The organism is Paenibacillus sp. Y568 (genome assembly GCF_059445545.1).
In genome coordinates, this window is record NZ_JCAIUM010000003.1 from 132728 (window position 1) to 152838 (window position 20111).

The 20111-nt window shown below is 40.6% G+C and carries 16 protein-coding genes; 10 read left to right on the plus strand and 6 right to left on the minus strand.

Annotated features, from left to right (window positions below):
• The first annotated feature begins 1 nt into the window (after position 1).
• A complete protein-coding gene (locus AC1D7X_RS05750; RefSeq protein ID WP_495455836.1) occupies positions 2-1036 on the plus strand; it encodes an EAL domain-containing protein in 1035 nt (344 codons plus the stop codon).
• Positions 1037-1185: 149 nt separating this feature from the next.
• Here AC1D7X_RS05750 and AC1D7X_RS05755 read toward each other — a convergent pair whose 3' ends face one another.
• The 3 genes from AC1D7X_RS05755 to AC1D7X_RS05765 all read right to left on the minus strand — a co-directional run bounded on the left by AC1D7X_RS05755 (position 1186) and on the right by AC1D7X_RS05765 (position 5421).
• Positions 1186-3489: a glycoside hydrolase family 65 protein gene (locus AC1D7X_RS05755; RefSeq protein ID WP_495455837.1), complete on the minus strand. Its 2304-nt coding sequence runs from the start codon at positions 3487-3489 to the stop codon at positions 1186-1188.
• Between the two features lie 82 nt (positions 3490-3571).
• Entirely contained in the window at positions 3572-4246 is a 675-nt protein-coding gene (gene pgmB / locus AC1D7X_RS05760) for a beta-phosphoglucomutase (protein ID WP_495455838.1), read from the minus strand.
• 128 nt (positions 4247-4374) lie between these two features.
• The gene (locus AC1D7X_RS05765) at positions 4375-5421 is read right to left on the minus strand and encodes a LacI family DNA-binding transcriptional regulator (RefSeq protein ID WP_495455839.1); all 1047 of its coding nucleotides are present in this window, start codon (positions 5419-5421) and stop codon (positions 4375-4377) included.
• Positions 5422-5743: 322 nt separating this feature from the next.
• Here AC1D7X_RS05765 and AC1D7X_RS05770 point away from each other — a divergent pair, with 322 nt between their 5' ends.
• From AC1D7X_RS05770 to AC1D7X_RS05785, 4 genes are all read left to right on the plus strand, one after another.
• The gene (locus AC1D7X_RS05770) at positions 5744-7462 is read left to right on the plus strand and encodes an alpha-amylase family glycosyl hydrolase (protein WP_495474831.1); all 1719 of its coding nucleotides are present in this window, start codon (positions 5744-5746) and stop codon (positions 7460-7462) included.
• A gap of 290 nt (positions 7463-7752) precedes the next feature.
• Positions 7753-9069 (plus strand): sugar ABC transporter substrate-binding protein, encoded by a 1317-nt coding sequence (locus AC1D7X_RS05775; protein WP_495455841.1) that lies wholly within the window; start codon positions 7753-7755, stop codon positions 9067-9069.
• Between the two features lie 93 nt (positions 9070-9162).
• The gene (locus AC1D7X_RS05780; protein ID WP_495455842.1) at positions 9163-10464 is read left to right on the plus strand and encodes a carbohydrate ABC transporter permease; all 1302 of its coding nucleotides are present in this window, start codon (positions 9163-9165) and stop codon (positions 10462-10464) included.
• Positions 10461-11306 (plus strand): sugar ABC transporter permease, encoded by an 846-nt coding sequence (locus AC1D7X_RS05785; protein ID WP_495474832.1) that lies wholly within the window; start codon positions 10461-10463, stop codon positions 11304-11306. The genes AC1D7X_RS05780 and AC1D7X_RS05785 overlap by 4 nt, the downstream gene beginning before the upstream one ends.
• 255 nt (positions 11307-11561) lie before the next feature.
• Here the strand turns inward: AC1D7X_RS05785 and AC1D7X_RS05790 are convergent, their stop codons facing one another.
• A complete protein-coding gene (locus AC1D7X_RS05790) occupies positions 11562-13310 on the minus strand; it encodes an alpha-glycosidase (RefSeq protein WP_495474893.1) in 1749 nt (582 codons plus the stop codon).
• A 240-nt stretch (positions 13311-13550) separates the two neighbouring features.
• Here AC1D7X_RS05790 and AC1D7X_RS05795 point away from each other — a divergent pair, with 240 nt between their 5' ends.
• The 5 genes from AC1D7X_RS05795 to AC1D7X_RS05815 all read left to right on the plus strand — a co-directional run bounded on the left by AC1D7X_RS05795 (position 13551) and on the right by AC1D7X_RS05815 (position 18067).
• A complete protein-coding gene (locus AC1D7X_RS05795) occupies positions 13551-14225 on the plus strand; it encodes a response regulator transcription factor (protein WP_495474833.1) in 675 nt (224 codons plus the stop codon).
• Positions 14222-15622 (plus strand): sensor histidine kinase, encoded by a 1401-nt coding sequence (locus AC1D7X_RS05800; protein ID WP_495474834.1) that lies wholly within the window; start codon positions 14222-14224, stop codon positions 15620-15622. Before AC1D7X_RS05795 ends, AC1D7X_RS05800 begins: the two co-directional genes overlap by 4 nt.
• A gap of 82 nt (positions 15623-15704) precedes the next feature.
• Positions 15705-16622, plus strand: a complete 918-nt coding sequence (locus AC1D7X_RS05805) for an ABC transporter ATP-binding protein (protein WP_495455846.1) — start codon at positions 15705-15707, stop codon at positions 16620-16622.
• Positions 16622-17335 (plus strand): ABC transporter permease, encoded by a 714-nt coding sequence (locus AC1D7X_RS05810; RefSeq protein WP_495456062.1) that lies wholly within the window; start codon positions 16622-16624, stop codon positions 17333-17335. The genes AC1D7X_RS05805 and AC1D7X_RS05810 overlap by 1 nt, the downstream gene beginning before the upstream one ends.
• Complete coding sequence (locus AC1D7X_RS05815; RefSeq protein WP_495455847.1) at positions 17336-18067, plus strand: ABC transporter permease; 732 nt, start codon at positions 17336-17338, stop codon at positions 18065-18067.
• Positions 18068-18152: 85 nt separating this feature from the next.
• Here the strand turns inward: AC1D7X_RS05815 and AC1D7X_RS05820 are convergent, their stop codons facing one another.
• On the minus strand, positions 18153-19106 hold the full coding sequence (locus AC1D7X_RS05820; RefSeq protein ID WP_495455848.1) for an L-lactate dehydrogenase: 954 nt from the start codon (positions 19104-19106) through the stop codon (positions 18153-18155).
• Between the two features lie 169 nt (positions 19107-19275).
• Entirely contained in the window at positions 19276-19767 is a 492-nt protein-coding gene (locus AC1D7X_RS05825) for a CcdC family protein (protein WP_495455849.1), read from the minus strand.
• Positions 19768-20111 lie beyond the last annotated feature (344 nt).

Genomic DNA, 20111 nt, shown 5'->3' on the forward strand with positions numbered 1-20111 from the left:
CATGAGTTGCAGCGGATGTTCTGTCATACGACCAATAGAAGACCAAGGAATTGTACGTATCAAGCCCCTTAATAACTCACTGACACATATGCTACTACAACAAGGAATAGGTGCCGAAGTGATCGCTGATTGTACAGTTGTTCCTTACAACCAGAAAGAAGAGATATTCGACCTGTTGCATGTCTTGAAGACGCTTCCTCAAGAAGAGCGTACGCATATAAAAATCTTCATCACAGGACTGGGAATACATACGGAAGACAAGCATAGCTGGATTCCATTAGTTCAGTTGGAAGCAAGATTAGAGAATCAAAGCGTTGTAGATATGATTAGTCATGATAAATTTGCAAGCCATATGCAACCTATTGTAGATACAAATGAACAGATTATAGGTTTTGAGTTCTTGTTACGATCGGCACCAGGGTATCAATCATTCCAGCCTTATCAGTTATTTGAGGTAGCAAGACAAACGGGGTTACATTCCTTTCTTGATCGCGTAGCACGAATTACCGCTATTGAGACGAGTGCACAGTGGGTCCCTAATGGACTTAAGAGATTTATTAACTTTCTGCCGTCATCTATATACAACCCTAAACATTGTCTTAGTCATACATTTCAGGCGATTGATCGTTTGAATTTAATTCCTGGGGACTTTGTTTTTGAAGTTGTAGAGACGGAGAATATAGAACATTTACCACAGTTATTACATATATTTGATCTGTATCGAGAAAAGGGCATGTCCGTTGCATTAGATGATGTAGGATCAGGGTATTCTACAATTGAACTCATGTCGGAATTAAAGCCTGATTATGTGAAGATCGACCGTAGTTTAGTTGATCACTGTGATCAAGATCCAGTAAAACAGCGGGAAATCAATAGAATAACCGAAGCTGCATTACAGTTCAAAGGTCAAGTATTAGCAGAGGGAATAGAACGATATGAAGACTTCCAATTCTGTAAGGACGTAGGTATTAATCTGGCCCAAGGATACCTGTTTGGTAAACCTGCTGAGCGGCCACCACTTGATATGATGATATAAATTATGTTCTAGAATGATGGAATACCTATATAAGAAAGGGGCTTATCCCACAGGTCAAATGTTGACCTTCTGGGAGAGCCCCTTTGTATAAATATAAGACAATGGTGCCGTCTTTGAGAGAGGACGGCACCCGTTCTATTTGTGTGTAATTACAGACTAACTTTAATGTGACTTAATCCACCAACAGTATAATCATTGCCGTATACATTCACGTTAACAGATGCTTCAGTCTCATTACTAACGGTTACATCGTGTTCACCAACCGTAACTTTAAGACGAGAATTACGGAACATGACTTTGAAGGAGAATGAATTCCAGTGTCCAGGGTTGAATGGGTTCAAGCATAACACGCCATTCTTCACTCGAAGTCCTCCAAATCCGTGTACAACCGACATCCAAGTTCCTGCCATACTCGTTGTGTGACAGCCGTCTTCTGTATCATTGTTATAATTGTCGAGATCTAGACGAGAAGTACGTAGATACATCTCATAAGCTTTCTCTTTATATCCCAATTCACAAGCTAGAATGGAATGGACACATGGTGAAAGGGATGACTCATGTACTGTAAGTGGCTCATAAAAGTCGAAGTTACGCTTAACTGTATCTAGGTCGAACTGATCTCTTAATGTAAATATGCCTTGCAATACATCCGCTTGCTTAATGTAAGCAGAACGAAGGATACGATCCCAGGACCATTGTTGATTCAAAGGTAAGTTGGAAGGATCTAGTTCTTTCACTGGGGTTAGATCTTTATCTAAGAATCCATCTTGTTGTAAGAACACTTGACGTTCTTCATCGTAAGGATAGTACATTTTAGCAATGATATCTTTCCATTTGGATGTTTCTTCTTCCGTAAGATGTAACTTCACGATAAGTTCTTCGTATACACTTGTTTCATTCTTCTGTAGAAGATCAAGTACTTCCAAAGTGTACTTCATAGTCCATACCGCCATACTATTTGTATACCAGTTGTTATTTACGTTGTTCTCGTATTCATTAGGCCCGGTGACACCTAGCATCATATATTGATCTTTGGCAGGAACATAATTAACGCGCTCTTCCCAGAATCGTGAAATTTCTGCGAGAACTTCAAGGCCATATTGACCCAGATAAGCTGAATCCCCTGTATAATTAACATAGTTATAAATGGCATAAGCAATGGCACCGTTACGGTGAATTTCTTCAAACGTAATTTCCCATTCGTTATGACATTCTTCCCCATTCATCGTAACCATTGGATATAATGCGCCTTTGCTAAATCCAAGCTTCTTAGCATTTTCCTTCGCTTTTTCAAGGTGCTTATAACGATAGATTAAGAGGTTGCGTGCAATGGATGCATCCGCTGTACTTAAATAGAAGGGTAGGCAATAGGCCTCTGTATCCCAATAAGTACTTCCGCCGTATTTCTCTCCTGTAAACCCTTTAGGTCCGATATTAAGACGGTCATCCTCACCCGTATAGGTCTGATCAAGTTGGAAAATGTTGAAACGAATCGCCTGTTGTGCGGCTACATCGCCTTCAATGACGATATCACTTTCACGCCATTTCTCAGCCCATGCCGTAACATGTTCTTTAAGTAGCTCTTGGAAACCTAGTTCCATAGCTGATGTAAGAAGTGTACGTCCTGCCGCTAATAATTGCCCAAAACCATGATCACGTGATGTCACATTCGCAACATATTTGTACAGAACAACCTGTTCCTTTTCTTGAACATCAAGTTGGATCTGATGAGCGACATATTTATCCTCATGGATTAATTCAGGTGTTACTGTGACAGGTTCGCCATTCTTAAGCAGCGTGTAAGCCATAACAGATGTAACGTGGAAGTCTAGCTTCTTTGTCTTGATCGTTAGAGCAGCATCTTCAGGAGTAGCTTCTTTCAACACTTCTAACCAGAACTTCTCATCATAGTTGGAATCTTTATTAGATACATCGCCATCCAAGTACGGAGTCAAAGAAATGGAACCACTGAAGTTCAGTGGTGTTACTGCGTATCGAATTGCGCCGATCTCTTTCTGTGCAATGCTGATGAAGCGTAAAGCCTCAATCTTTACTTCTTTACCTTCAGGAGTCTCAGCGATAAAGCTCCGTGAAAGGGTTCCTTCTTTCATATTAAGGACACGTACGAAATCCTTAACCTTGCACACAGCTAGATCAAGTGTTTCACCGTCAATAACAACATCTATACCAATCCAGTTGGTTGAATTCAACACTTTTGCGAAGTATTCTGGGTAACCGTTCTTCCACCAGCCTACACGTGTTTTATCTGGATAATATACACCAGCCATGTAACTACCTTGAAGTGAGCTACCGCTGTATGCTTCTTCGAAATTAGCACGTTGTCCCATATATCCATTACCAATACTGAAAATACTTTCTGATATTTCATGATTATGAGGATCGAATCCTTCTTCAATAATGCTCCACGGATCTAACTTTAAATATTGCTTCACATGAATCGTCTCCTTCAGAAGTTGTGATATAAGTATGATTAATACATTTCTAGAAAAAAAGATAGAATAAGTGTTTAAACGACTATTGTGCTGACATCATACGTTGTAATTTCTCAACAGACATTTCTTTAAGTGAAGATACGACAAGTTCTGCTTGAGTCAGTGTACCAGGAGATCCAATACCAATCGAACGCATTCCTGCACGAACCGCTGCTTCTATACCAGCTTCAGCATCCTCGAATACGACACAATGTTCAGGTGCTACTTGAACAGCTTCTGCACCGAGTAAGAACACTTCGGGATCAGGTTTGGCATTGGATGTCTTGGTTCCATCAATGATGGCATCGAAATAAGGAACGATGTTAGCATTATTCAGTATAGTCATAGCATTTTTGCTAGCAGATCCTAAGGCTACTTTAATTCCGTGTTGCTTCAATTCTTTCAGAAAGGAGAGTGAGCCAGGTAAGATCTCTGATTCATCCATGGATGAAATGTAGTCGACGTACCAAGCATTCTTCTTCTCAGCGAGCGCAATCTTTGTATCATCATCGAGTTGAACGTTACCAACCTCAAGTAGAATGTCTAAGGAAGCCATACGGCTGACGCCTTTTAGTCTTTCATTGTCTTGCTCCGTAAACTCAAATCCTAGCTCATCAGCTAGACGTTTCCATGCTAAAAAGTGATATTTCGCAGTGTCAACAAGCACACCATCTAAGTCGAATAAGCAAGCTTGAATAGGGGAATTTGTAGCGTTCATTATAGGGTTCCTCCTTATTGTGCAAACGTTTGTATCATGAGTAAAAATATAATGAAGCAGTAGCTGCTTCATTTATCTCTAATATGAGGGAATATCTACTTAAAAGTCAATGCAGAAAGACCCATATGTTAGTTTTGATGGCTTTTATCCGTTACGGAGATCATAGAGGATTCCCTTACCATAAGGCGATGCGGGATAATATGTCTCTTCTGAAACTGCTTTTCTCCGTCGTGTTGAATACATTGAATTAAAGCTTGTGAAGCGGTATAGCCTAGATTATAAATACCAATATCGATGCTACTTATCGGTGGTGTTGAGAGTTCAGCAATTGATATATTATTAAAGCTGACGATACTTAGATCATCAGGAACTTTATATCCCAGTTCATGTAAACCACGTAGTACACCAAACGATACAAGATCATCCACCACAACTAAGGCTGTCGGACGCTCAGGCAAGTTCATGAAGAACGACATTGCTCGGTATCCACTTTCTTGTAAGAATTCTCCTTCAACAATCCAGTCCTTGCGCATTTCAAGACCACTTTCTTCAAGAGCTCTTTGGTAACCCTTAAGTCGATCCAATGAAACGACGTGATTCGGAGGTCCACTGACAAATCCAATTCTTCTATGTCCAAAGGAAATCAAATGCTTGGTAGCATCATATGCGGCTTGAGCATTATCATTATCGACGGATAGTAGGTCGGGATATTTCTCACTGCGCCCAATTAAGACAAAGGGGTGATTATTGGAATGTAGAAATTCGACCACAGGATCATCTTTACGCGAATAGAGTAGAATAGCACCGTCGACTCTTTTCCCGTTAATTAAACGAGATACAACATCGACTTCTTCTTGCTCACTACCTCCAGAACTAAGTACAACATCATAGCCGGAACGGTTAGCTTGTGTCACAATCCCACGTACTAACTCCATGAAAAATGAATTCAAGAATAGTTCTTCAGCAGATTTAGGAAGTATAACGCAAATGCTGTTCGTTGTCTTAGACACGAGGCTCTGAGCCATGATATTGGGGTGATATCCCATTTCCTCTAGAATGACCTTTACCTTCCGAGAAGTTTCACGGCTAATTCTTGGGTGATTTGATAGCACTCGGGATACCGTGGAGGGAGATACGCCAGCTTTTTTAGCAACATCTTTAATCGTTACAGACATAATGACCTCCCGGATGATACCGTTTGCGTAAATAAGTTAAATCAAACAAACGAGAAATTCATTTTTACACTTGATATCTTAATCTAATGTCTACGGCTTGTAAATAACAAACCTTTCATAATGATAGTAAGTATACCATAAATAATAGAAAATTAGATCATTCGTGAGAAAAACGGAGAAATAAATAGATCTAATCTGTTTATATTCACTAAGTCAATGAATATAAGGATATATAACGCTACCATCGTTTTGACTTCAGGTGTTCCTCCGTTATGATGGTACCCATAAACGACTATAAAAAGTCAATTAAGGGAGGGATAATTTGAAAGTTATAAAACCAGGAAAGGCAGATATTCGTGTGAAGCATCTAGCTCTTGGATTAATAGGAGTTTCGATGCTAAGTACATTATTGGTAGGCTGTACTTCTAAAGATAACACTCATGTGACACAAACAGAACAGAATAAACAAAATACGACCACATCTACGACAAGTTCACAGAAGAAAGCACCATCTGTTTCGAAATCAAGTCAACTAATTGATGAACAGCACTCAACCGTCTATTACGAGATTTTTGTGCGTTCTTTCTATGATTCAGACGGAGATGGTATTGGTGATATACGTGGCATAATGGAGAAATTGGATTACTTGAATGATGGAAATGAAGCGACGACAAATGATCTGGGTATAGGTGGAATCTGGCTCATGCCCATTCAACCTTCGCCAAGCTATCATGGATATGATGTAACAGATTATAGAAGCGTGAATCCTGATTATGGGACTATGGAAGATATGGAGATGTTGATCGAAGAGGCTCATAAACGTGGTATTAAAATTATTATGGATTTGGTTGTTAATCATTCGAGTAATGAACATCCGTGGTTCATGGAGTCCGCTCAAGATAAGGAGAGTCCTTATCGGGATTGGTACGTATGGGCAGAAGATCACGGAAGAGATACAAGTGGGACTAGTGCCGCATCAGGTGAAAACCCTTGGTATCCAATGAAGGATACTCATTATCTAGGTACATTTTGGGAAGGAATGCCTGATCTTAATTTCGATAATGTAGCGGTGCGAACAGAAATGAAAGATATTGGGCGATTCTGGTTATCCCTAGGAATGGATGGGTTTCGGTTAGATGCAGCCAAACACATATACGAGGATTTACAATCAGATCGTAATAAGGAGACGGAAGATAAGAATATAGCATGGTGGCAGGAATTCCGAAGTGGTATGAATGAGATTAATCCAGAAGCTTATATTGTCGGGGAAGTGTGGGAGAATTCGGCTGCTTCTGTGGCTCCTTATCTGAATAAGGCATTTGACTCTACTTTTAATTTTGGTCTAGCGGAATCCATCATAGGTAGTGTTATGACGGAGAGAGACAACAATATGGCATTTACGCTAGAACGAACCTATAAGTTATTCAATGATAAATCTGAAGGGAATTATGTTGATGCCATATTCTTAACGAATCATGACCAGAATCGGGTGATGAGTCAATTAAATGGCAATGTAGATCATGCGAAGATGGCGGCTTCTATTCTTCTCACGTTACCAGGGAACCCATTCATTTATTACGGAGAAGAGATTGGAATGTTAGGTGCGAAGCCGGATGAACAGATCCGTGAACCTATGATCTGGTATGAAGGTGGAACGCAAGGAACGGGACAGACGACATGGGAAGAACCTACTCTAAATCGTGGAGAAGAGGTAGCGAATGTGGAGGAACAAATCAACAAGCAAGATTCCTTGTTCTCTCATTATCGGGAGTGGGTGAGATGGAGAACTGAAATTGTAGCGCTTCATGATGGGGATATCCAATATTATGATACGGGGATTGCACAAATTTTATCCTATGTTCGTCGTACGCAATCAGAACAAGTGTTGGTTGTACATAATTTATCCGATCAAGTGCAACATGTGGCACTTGAAGGAACGGAGTATGAATACACAAGTATTTTAAAAACAACAAATAAAAATACAAATCTCACTCCGGGTTTATTGGTAATCCACCCATATTCCTCAACAGTTTTGAAGTAAGTGGAAGTAATGGGGAGACATATTGTGAAAATGGAAGATTGAGATAGATTATATTTATAAAACGGTAAAATTTAGGCATAATCTCCATGTGCAAACGTTTTTACAAAACAAATTCTATTGTGTATGATAAACCCATGAATAAAGCGCTTACTTCGCTCCATAACTTCATATAACCAGATATTTACGCATGTAAGCGGCAATTCAACAACTATTATGAAATCGTTTGCGCAATATTCAAGCCTTTATGTCGATTTAACCGGTATACCAATTAGAGAGGGGTTAGTTTAGAAATGAAAATGAACAAAGTAATGACCTTAGTTGCGGCTTTAACGATGGTTACATCGATTACGGCATGTGGTTCCAACAACAATGCGCCACAAAATGCAGAGCCTGCTCCAAGCACCAATACGACGACTGAACCCGCGGCGACACCAGAAGTGGTGGCTGAACCAGGGCTTCAACCGGAAGATGGCGCGACCTTGATCGTATGGGAAAGTAGAGAAGAACGGGCATTCACAGATGAAATTGCGAAGCAATTTGAGGAAAAATATAATGTTACTGTCAAAGTAGAAGAAGTACCTGCTACTGATCAAGTTACCAAATTAACGCAAGATGGACCTTCAGGATTAGGCGCAGATGTGGTTATGTTCCCACATGATAACTTGGGTAGAGCAGTAGCTGCAGGGTTGCTATTACCTAATGATGAGTTCGGGGAAGACACAGTCAAGAATAACACTGAAGCATCGATTCAAGGTGTAACTGCAGATGGCACATTGTACGGATACCCAAGAGCAGCTGAAACGTATGCCCTTTTTTATAACAAGGAATTAGTAAAAGAAGCTCCTAAGTCGTTTGATGATGTTATCGCTTTTAGTAAAACATTCACAGATAAATCTAAGAACAGATACGGAATCATGTGGGAAACAGGTAATATGTATTTCAATTATCCGTTTATCGCAACGGGTGGTGGATACATCTTCGGTGATAATGGCACGAAAAAAGATGATATCGGGATTAATAATGATGGCTCTGTTGCCGGATTACAAACGTACGTGAAACTTAAAGAAGCACTGCCTATTAAGAGTGGTGATATCACACCAGACATTAAACGTAGTTTATTCAATTCGGGTGATGTAGCTATGGATATTAATGGCCCTTGGGAAATTACAGGTTACAAAGAAGCATTAGGAGATAACCTTGGTATTGCTCCAATTCCAACGATTGATGGTAAGCCTGCCATTTCATTCTCGGGGATCAAAGCATTCTATGTAAACTCCTTCACGAAATATCCAAATGCAGCTAAACTATTCGCTAACTTTGCATCTTCGAAGGATGCACAATTGATGCTAAATGAAAAGGTCGGTTCTGTTCCAACGAATTTAGAGGCATTAGAGGCAGATCAGGTTAAGAATGATCCAATGGTAGCTGGATTTGCTTTACAAGTTATTAACTCTAACCCTATGCCTATCCTTCCAGAAATGGGTAACACTTGGACACCTGTTGGTGCAGCCTTGACTGAAATCTGGGATAACAATAAAGACCCTAAAGAAATGATGGATAAAGCAGCGCAACAAATTAAAGATTTGAATAATGGTGTTACGAAATAATCTTTAAAATGTTCGAGGAGTATTGATTAGAAATCACCCGCCGCAGGTTGTGGCGGGTAATTCCTTGGTTTCCTAGGGAGAGGAGAGAGCACTGTGGACAGACATCGAAATAAAGCCACCCTACTGTCAGTTATAATCATGGGACTGGGACAAATATATAACCGCCAGTTTATTAAAGGCTTCATATTTCTGTTGATCGAAGCTTATGGGATTATTTATTTCGGTAGTAATCTGTATAGAGCGGTATGGGGTGTTGTCACATTAGGGGAAACAGTTAGAAACACTGCAGCTAAACCGGTGATTGTCGGGGATAATTCGATTATTATCTTAATTCAAAGTTTGATTATAATGCTATTTTTCGTACTATTTATCCTTCTTTATATTATGAATATCCGTGATGCACGTAAAATTGCAATGAATAGAGAACAGGGAAAAGAACCGAATAGTTTCAAACAAACGATTCGATATACGTTAGATTACAAATTCGCACAAGCATTTTTGACTTTACCTGCTATAGGTATTCTATTCTTCACGGTTCTGCCTATTATTTTCATGATTATGCTTGCCTTCACAAACTATTCTTCGCCGAACCATATTCCACCGGCTAAACTAGTCGATTGGGTTGGTTTTAATACTTTTAAAGAATTGCTAACTCTCAAGACATGGAGTCATACATTCTTTGGGGTTCTCATCTGGACGTTCATCTGGGCGATTCTTTCTACCATAACCACTTATTTTGGAGGATTGCTTGTTGCATTGCTTATTAATCAACAGGGAATTCGATTTAAGGGGTTGTGGAGAACGCTGTTAATTATTCCATACGCTATACCGCAGTTGATTTCGCTACTTGTTATGAGAAATATGTTCAATGGTCAGTTCGGACCCATTAACCAGTATCTCAAGTACTTCGGGCTAGATGGACTTCCGTGGTTAACTGATCCATTCTGGGCAAAAGTTACCGTTATTGTCGTCAATATGTGGGTTGGTATTCCAGTCTCCATGATATTGATTATGGGCGTCTTAACAACGATTCCACGTGATATGTATGAAGCTGCTGAGGTAGACGGCGCAAGTAGTTATCAGAAATTTCGAATTGTGACATTGCCGATGGTACTTTTCTCGACTGCACCTATACTTATCATGCAGTTCGCAGGTAATATTAATAACTTTAACGCTATCTTCCTGCTCACGAATGGAAATCCAGTTGTAGGTGACTACCAGTATGCAGGAGCTACGGATCTACTAGTTACCTGGCTGTACAAATTAACACTGGATCAGAATAAGTACAATATGGCTTCTGCTATAGGTATCATTATTTTCCTAATTATTGCCTCGTTCTCGATTTATAACTATCGTCGAACGAAGTCGTTTAAAGAGGAGGATATGATCCAATGAGTAAACGCAAAGTAAAGAAAATAATTCAATTAACGCTAAGTTACATTACGCTGATTATTATGGTGATTGGTGCTATATATCCAGCCTTGTGGGTCATCATGGGATCTGTTCGGCCAGGAAAGTCACTGTATAGTAAAAATTTGATTCCGGATCAGTTCACGCTAGATCATTATCGCGAGTTATTCACATCTAAAAGTTATCTGTTCGGACAATGGTATATGAATACGTTGAAAATCTCCATTGCATCGATGTTGATAGGGATTGCATTAACCCTATTGACTAGCTACGCAGTGTCACGGTTCCGTTTCCGTGGACGGCAGACCGCGCTCTCGATCGTATTGATTCTAGGGATGTTCCCTGGATTCATGAGTATGATAGCGATCTTCCTATTACTGAAAGAATTCCGTATGCTTGATACACATCTTGCACTGATTATTGTATATGCAGCAGGTGCCCCCTTATTAGGGACCTTTGTTGCTAAGGGATTCTTGGATACGATCCCACGATCCTTGGATGAGGCAGCGAAAATTGATGGAGCAAGTAACTTTAGAATCTTCACCCGTATTATCCTTCCGCTATCTAGGCCGATGATCACCTATATGGCTCTAACTCAATTTGTGGGTCCATGGGTAGACTTTATCTTTGCTAAGATGGTACTTCGCTCTAAGGAACAATGGACGGTGGCTGTTGGATTGTACGAGATGGTAAATTCGAATACAAATAGTAATTTCACGTTATTTGCAGCAGGTGCTGTATTGATTGCTGTTCCAATTACACTTCTATTCATGTTCCTTCAACGCCTTCTCGTGGAAGGCCTAACATCGGGTGCAAGTAAAGGATAGATTCATACAACGAATAACAACTATAATGTAATGTGATAACTGGGTACAAATCTCGCATAAGGTGGAGTTGTACCCAGTTTATTATGTCAACAACATGATGAATGATCGAAAGGATTATTCGTTCTTGGTAGGCCTATCGAATAGATTGGAAGGAATGTCGGAGTCACATAGGAATGACAAAGCGGCCAAGGATGAGATCCTTAGCCGCTTTGTTGTGTGCGAAACAGTGGTCTGAAGTACAGGAATCGATGAATGCTACTCTGCGATCACCTGGAAGATCATATAACTGTAAGGGAGTAGTTCTACATTCAGGACTCCGTTCTTGATCATATATGTCTCTTCAGAGTGAACTTCCTTCAATCTAGATTCTGCTAAGGAAACCGTGATGGGTTGTTTCTTAGGATCGTTATTCATAACGATGATAAATTTATCTTGTTCGTCTTCACGAGCATATGCTAGTGTTGTACCACCTGCTTCAGAAGATAGGAACGTGAATGTACCCGTACGAAGTGCTCGGTGGTTCAGACGTAACTTAATGAGGTCTTGGTAGAACTTAAATAATTCATGATCTTGCTTAGAAGGATCCCATTCCATACACTTCCGGCACTCCGGATCATGCCCACCGGTTAGACCAATTTCATCACCATAATAAATACATGGGGTTCCCGTAAATGTGAGCATAAATACCACGGCAAGCTTCATTTTACGTTGATCGTCTTTACAGAGTGTAATTAGGCGGGCTGTGTCATGGCTATCGAGTAAGTTGAAGGCAACTTCATTCGCTTGACGTGGGTAGCGGGCTACTTGTTTGCCGATGGCATGTGAGAATCCTTCGGCATCGGTTGATCCATCTACAAAGAAATCATGCGTTGCATGGGTAAAAGGATAATTCATGACCGCATCAAATTGATCACCTTGCAGCCAATTGGAGGACTCATGCCATATTTCACCTAGAATATAGGCCTCAGGATTGGCCTTCTTAACCACTTGTCTGAACTCTCTCCAGAACTGATGATCGACTTCGTTAGCTACATCTAGTCTCCATCCATCGATGCCAACTTCTTTAATCCAATATTCAGCGACATGAAGAAGGTAGGACTTAACCTCTGGATTCTCAGTATTTAGTTTTGGCATCAACGGTTCAAAGGCAAAGGTATCATACGTTGGAATCCCATTCTCGATACGGATAGGAAATTCAGAGACGTGGAACCAATCTTTGTATTTAGATGATGCACCATTCTTCTGTACATCAACGAATGGTGCAAATGTTCTTCCGGAATGATTAAATACAGCATCCATAAGGACACGTATTCCCCGTTCATGGCAGAGCTTCACTAACTTTTTCAATAAACTGATATCGCCGAACTGGGGGTCGATCTGTAGATAATCCTCAGTATCATATTTATGGTTAGTCGTTGCGATAAATAAAGGGGTGAAATAGAGTGCATTAATACCTAAATCGCTGAGATGATCTATGTGATCAATGACTCCTTGTAAGTCTCCTCCAAAGAAATTATCTCGTTCTGGTGCTCCACCCCATGGAAGCGTACCTGGGGGATCTATGCTAGGGTCTCCATTTCCGAATCGTTCAGGGAAAATTTGATAGAACACAGCGTCTTTGACCCAATCAGGAGTCATGAATACATCAACCATGTTGATATATGGGAACTCGAATAGTCGATTTGGATCGGCAGGTTGTTCATCCAAGAAAGTATATTCTGTCATCCATAACTTCTGCTCATCTTTGTGGAGCAAGAAGCCATATTTCAAGCGGCGGTAAGGTGGGATAACTTCGCACTCCCAGTAATCAAATAATTCATCTGATGCTAGGATAGTCATGGGAATATACGTTATCGTCTGATCCCAAGCATATTTATCACCTGTCATTGCTTCAACTGAGGTGACATCATTCCTTTTGGTGCGAATTCTAATATGTATCGTGTTCCCATCATAAGCATAACACCAGTTTTGTTTCGGGCGATGATATATAGCTTCTAATAACATCATGATCTCCTCCTGTTTACGCTACACACAAAAAAAGCACAACTCAAGACTAGGAAATAGCCGAGGTTGTACCTTTTTATATAGGGTAGCATTGCCTTTTTGTTATATTATTATGGTCTTTCCATTCGAATATACCATAAAATTCAAGGAGTGTACATTGTTCTTAATCGGTTAACCTAATCAGGGAAACATAACTGCATGCTATAATGACGGTATATGAATGAGAGGATCGATGGGTGCATGAGTGTACAAATTTTATACATAGAAGATGATCGAGATATTGGTAAATGGGCGAGTCAAGACTTGATGGAACGCGGATATGATGTGATATGGCTATTAAATGGAGAGGGTGCCATTGAGAAGGCAGCACTTTGTAGATTAGTTATCTTGGATGTTATGCTCCCGGGTCTCGATGGATTCACAATCGGTCAGCGACTGAAGAAATCCTATCCTGCATTACCTATCCTTATGTTGTCTGCACGAACCTCGATTGATGATAAACTACAAGGCTTAGAATTTGCAGATGATTATGTAACGAAGCCATTCCACCCGGATGAATTAGCTGCACGAATAGAAGTATTGCTTAGACGTTCGGGTGCACATTCATCTGAACCGATGGAAATAAAGCATTTACAGATATACGAGAAAGAGAATCGCATAATGAACCGTGAATCCGGTGAAGAAATCATATTAACAGGTAAACAGTTTCAGATATTCACATACTTGTTGCAGCATGTAGATCATATTCTGACGAAGGAGCAGATTTACGAAGCAGTCTGGGGTGATCCGTATATGGAAGGGGATAAGTCATTAATGGTTCACATTCGTTATCTTCGTGAAAAGATCGAGCGCGACCCGGCTAATCCCGAAATCATTGAAACCGTCCGAGGCCTCGGTTATCGTGTGAAATCATGAAGAATTGGCTTATCTTTCGATTCGGACGTTCATTGTTGTCTAGGTATTTACTAGTTGTACTCATGGCGCTCCTATTTATACCTATCTTATCTATAGTACCTACCTTAGCCTTTATGGTTTTCTCTGAGGCCCCAACAGATAAGTCATCGGATACTTCCCTCTATGAGACTTGGACTGAACTAGAGGAGAATTGGCATCATGAAGCACGAAGTCTGAATGGTGTTTCTAACGTAACGATGGATGCGAGTTTAAAAGAATTAAAAAGGAAGTATCCTGATGCTTCGATGTTCTGGGTAGATGAACAAGGGAATACGCAATTGGAACTTCCACATCAGGAATCCATCCCTACACATTGGAATGCATCGGATGCTGTCATGTTTATGAAGAACAGTATATCATCAGACCCATTTACAGTTGTCTCTTTTATTGGTGGAGGAAAAGAGGATCAAGAACAAGGGTTCATGTGTCTAATGGTTTCTCGATCTTTGCTTAACGAGCCATACGGAGGAATCAATATTTCCTACTATGCGACGTTTAGTGTAATCTGGTTTGTTCTTTTTATTGTCATGTCCTGGATGTTTTTTTCTAGGTTTCGAAAAAGGTTACTTCATTTGCAGTCCTCCATGACTTTGGTAGGAGAAGATGGTATTCCTGAGCCTGTCATGGTTAAGAAACATGATGAGATTGGTCAATTGGAAGAATCATTTAATCACATGGTTGTTCAACTTCGAGATAGTATGCATCGTGAGCGTGAAGAAGAGAATCTGCGCAAGCAATTAATAGCTCATTTATCTCATGATTTGCGCACACCGCTAACGGTTATTCGAAGTCATATTTATTCGTTACAGAAAGAAAGGCTATCTGTCCAAGGGGAGGAATTCCTTCAGCTCATTGATGCTAAAATTCATGATTTATCTGGATTGATTGACAACTTATTATCTTATAACCTGCTAACGAGTGGTCGGTATACTTTAAATACTCAGAACCATGATGTTCTAAGAATAGTTCGAGAAAGTGCTGCGGCTTGGTATCCCCTATGGGAGAGGGAGAATTTCGAAGTCGATGTGAATGTACAAGAGGAGCCTTTATTCTGGAACGTGGATGAGGGATGGTTCAGACGTATTCTTGATAATTTATTTCAAAATGTGGTCCGTCATGCGCGTAATGGACAATTTATCGGAATATATAATGAAGTGCGACATGGTGAGGTAGCCATTGTAATTGCTGACCATGGGGAAGGGATGTCTTCTCCATCAGTTACGAAAGGTGTGGGAATAGGACTGGCCATCGTGGAGTTTCTAACGAAGGAGATGGGTTTAAGATTAGAAACGATTAGTTCACCCGAAGGTACGACCGTATATCTCTATCGAGAATCGGAACCTAATCACCAATCTTAAACAAAACTTAAACGAAATTTAAACAAGAGCGTCGCGTGATTTTAAACTTCAGAATGTATTGTTAGTTCTAGAGGTGATCTTAATGAGCGAACTCGTAATACAGACGAGGAATTTGAATAAGAGATATCGCGGCCGTTCGGCTGTAAGTAATCTGAACCTAGAGATAGCTAAAGGTGAAATCTATGGTTTCTTAGGACCTAATGGAGCGGGCAAAACGACAACCATTCGTATGTTACTGGGGTTAATTCGTCCGACAGAAGGATCCGTTCAAATATTCGGTAAAGATTTAAAAAAGGAGAAGCTAAGTATTCTCCGACGTGTCGGTTCATTAGTAGAATACCCCTCCTATTATGGGCATTTAACAGCTGTTCAGAATTTGGAGACGGTTCGACGCATTCTAGATGTTCCCAAATCAAGGATTGATGAAGTTCTGGACATCGTCGCTCTGACGAAAGAATCTAAGCGTGCCGTGAAAGGCTATTCTTTAGGCATGAAGCAACGACTAGGTATTGCTAGTGCTCTCTTAGGTAATCCTGAATTACTGATTCTAGATGAACCTACCAATGGCCTTGACCCCGCAGGTATTCAGGAGATACGTGAATTGATTAGAGAGATGCCCCAGCGGCATGGAATCACAGTGCTAGTATCGAGCCACTTATTGAGTGAAGTTGAGCAAACGGCCAGTAGAGTGGGAATCATCCGTGAAGGTGAGATGGTATTTCAAAATACAATTCAAAACCTGAAGGATCAAGCATCTGAAGGGATACGGATTGTCGTATCTGATCCGGAGGAAGCCATTCGTCTGGCGAATGGACAAGGGTATGAAGGAACACTGCAACAAGGCATGTTACATTTTCCTAAGCTCAATGATGATATTCAAGTGGCATTGTTGGTGAAGAGGTTAGTGGATCATCATCATGCTATTTATCGCGTTGAGGAGAAGAAGAAGTCACTGGAGGATATTTTCCTACAGGTGATTGGAGAGGGTGGCGTCTCATGATGATGGGGCGTGTACTATCTACAGACTTCATGAAGATACGCAAAAAAGGGATTTGGTTCCTCGTGTTCTTGGGCCCTCTTGGTCTTACAGCGATGCAGGCACTTAACTTCGGGCTGCGTTATGATTACCTGATGAAGTTATACAAGGAAGATGTGTGGGGAGGACTTATTGATAACTTTCTGGATTTCGTTCCCCTGACAATTCTTCTAGGAATAACCTTAATATGTTCACTTATGGCGAATGTGGAGCATCAGGTGAGTTCGTGGAAGCAATTGCTTGCACTGCCTGTTTCGAGGACGACGGTCTTTAGCGCGAAGTTCTGCCTTACGGGTATTGTATTGTTAGTGTCCTGTGTGTTACTTGTACTCGGAATAATAGGCTTAGGACTTGCCTTAAAGTTCGATGCGGACATACCTTACCTTCATATTGTACAAATATGTTTGCTTCCCTTTATAGGGACGCTACCGATATTAGCGCTACAACTCTGGTTATCATTAACCTATTCGAATCAAGCGATTTCTGTCTCGATCGGCATAACGATAGCGATTGGATCTCTATTTGCAGGTAAATACGCTGAATGGGTGCCTTTGAAATGGCCTAACATGGCTTTAGATGGACCGAACCAAATGGAAGCCATAGGAGCGTCTCTATGCGTTGGTTTGGTTATCCTACTACTCGGAATGGCTCACTTCGGTAGAAAGGACGTGGTATAAATGAAGGGATATCTAAGATTACTATCAGCTGAACGAGTGAAAATAGCTAATATTCAAATCTGGCTTCTTGTCCTACTCAGTCCAATCCTTGCAGTACTGATCGGCTTCGATGTCGATCTGTCGGGCAATATCGAACTTTGGGAGAGGTTACAACTCGAAATGGGCATGGTTCACGGTTCGTTTTTCCTACCGATCTTAAGTGGATTGTTCGCGGCCTTTATATGTCGCTACGAGCATAGCGGAGGAGGTTGGAAGCAACTATTAGTGATGCCTGTAACTCGTTCGAGTGTATACATGGCTAAGTTTACGGTTATCACAGCTCTGCTTGCTATAACACAATTGCTATTCTTAGTAGGCGTGTTCTTCGTTGGGTGGATGCAGGGCGTTGGGACACCTATTCCTTGGGAATTCTTGATGAAGAGCATCTTGGGAGGATGGGTAGCTTGCTTGCCACTTGCTGCACTCCAGCTTGCTGTCTCTGTCATGTGGAACAGCTTTGCCGCACCGCTTGCCCTTAATGTTGTGTTTACCATTCCGAATATGCTGGTTATTAATTCTGTTAAAATTGGCCCCTATTATCCATGGGCACAACCCCTGCTGTCGATGCTTCCTAATTCTAAGGATTTTGGAGCATTTAATCTGCCGATAGCTAACATCATGATTGTTGTTTTAGGCAGTTTCATCGTGTTTTTTGTCGCAGGATGGCTTGTGTTCAGGATGAAAGAAGTTTGATCCTTATGTCATTAGGTTAATTGAAGTTAAGGCGTCTCCAGTTATGGAGGCGTCTTTCTTGTTTTGTCGGAATAGAAAAAAAGGGTTAAGCGTTAGCTAACCCCATAATGTTGGTGCGTATAATATCGCAAGAAGCATTAAATAATGACGTTTCCTCATCACTTAAGTTTAGTTCGATAATTTCTTGGATTCCCGCACTTCCAATAATAGCGGGAACACCGATACATATATCCGATTGTCCATATTCCCCGTCGAGTACGGCAGATACAGCAATAATTTTGCGGTCGTCGTTAAGAATGGAATGAGTGATGAAGGCGAGGGCGCTACCAATACCGAAATGAGTAGAACCTTTACGAGTGAATATTTCCCAGCCAGCATCTTTCGTCTTGCGAGCGATGTCGGCAAGATCTAAGTCCTTAAATCTTTCTCTATGTTGAGAAAGAATGTGTAGAATGGGCTTGCCTCCAATTGTAACATGGGACCAAGCTACGAATTGAGAATCACCATGTTCGCCCATAGCGTACCCATTGACACTCCGAGGATCGATAGAGAACACATCTGATAATAGCGTCTTGAGGCGCGAGGAATCAATGGAAGTTCCAGTACCAATAACCTTGTGTCGAGGGAAGCCCGATATTTGGCATACCATATAAGTGACGATATCTACTGGATTAGCGGCAATGACAAAGATACCGTCGAATCCGCTGTTAATAATCGGTGTGACAATTTCTTTGGTGATGGCTGCAGCTTCTTCTAATACATCTAGCCGACTTTGACCCGCTTTAGGGTTAGCCCCTGCCGTAAGGATGATGACATCCATAGAACCACAGTCTTCATAAGATCCTGCGTATACTTTGGTACGAGTATGCGAGAAGTCCATACAGTGTGACAGATCAAGTGCTTGTGCTAAAGCACGATCATAGGTCCGATCTACCATCATAATCTCATCACATATGGATTGGTTAATCATAGAATAGGCGCAGCTTGAGCCTACCATACCGGATCCAATGATGGCTACTTTTCTTGATTTTAATTTCATAGTTGGTGCTCCTTTTAACGTTGATTATTATATATAATATGGGGATTTGACCTCTATGTTACTTAAAATAACATATCACAGCAATAATGTTGTAATTTGTGGTAGATAAAATAACGCGATAAACCGCCCAACAGATGATCTGGACGGTTATTTACGCAAACATATTCGATTACAAGTTATCATTCAATCGAATGATACGGTTGTATTCTTTGTACATGAATACGCGCCAATGAACGATCATCCCGAAAGCTAATAGGAAGAATAAAGCACCCGTCTGTCCAATGGAGACATACTGCTCAATCACTTGGTGAAGGAGCATACGAACCGCAAGTAGTGCAAACAAGATCACAATGAAGCTTTTAGAGCGTTCGGCGAACACTTGACCTTCAATGACTTTGAAATGAGTACTACGGATAAGTGGGTATGAGAATACAAACCAACCGATTACAAAGGATACTAAAGCCCACCATAGTGGGATATGCGTAATTGGGGCTACGAACATGAAGAATCCCGTTGACATACCTAAGGGTGGAATGATGATTTTCTTAATTGTAACAGGGGAACTACTTGCCTTGAGCCTAATAAATATGGTGAGTAAAGCCATAATAATAGCACCGATCGTTGTTCCAATTTGAAGATATGAGGGACTGATATGAGACAATTCAAGTACCCCTCTCTATTTTTTTATAATCTGTTACATTTATTATAGCACATGGTTTATGACATTCAATTTCAGTATGTTTCTTTACTAGTCTTTACCTTACACGAGAATGATTATACTTGAGATTATGCCACAATAGAGATGGGGGACAAGACCTATATATGGAGATACGGTTCATTTTAAGACAAGGTAAAATGGATGATAAACAAGTATATAAAAAAAGCGTTTTTAAAAATGGGATTTCATACTATAATGATAAATGTAAACCCTTTCATATGTCTAATCTGTATGGGGCCCTTTCAATCGAAGGGGCTCACTTTTTGTTCATTTAAGCGTGATTCTTC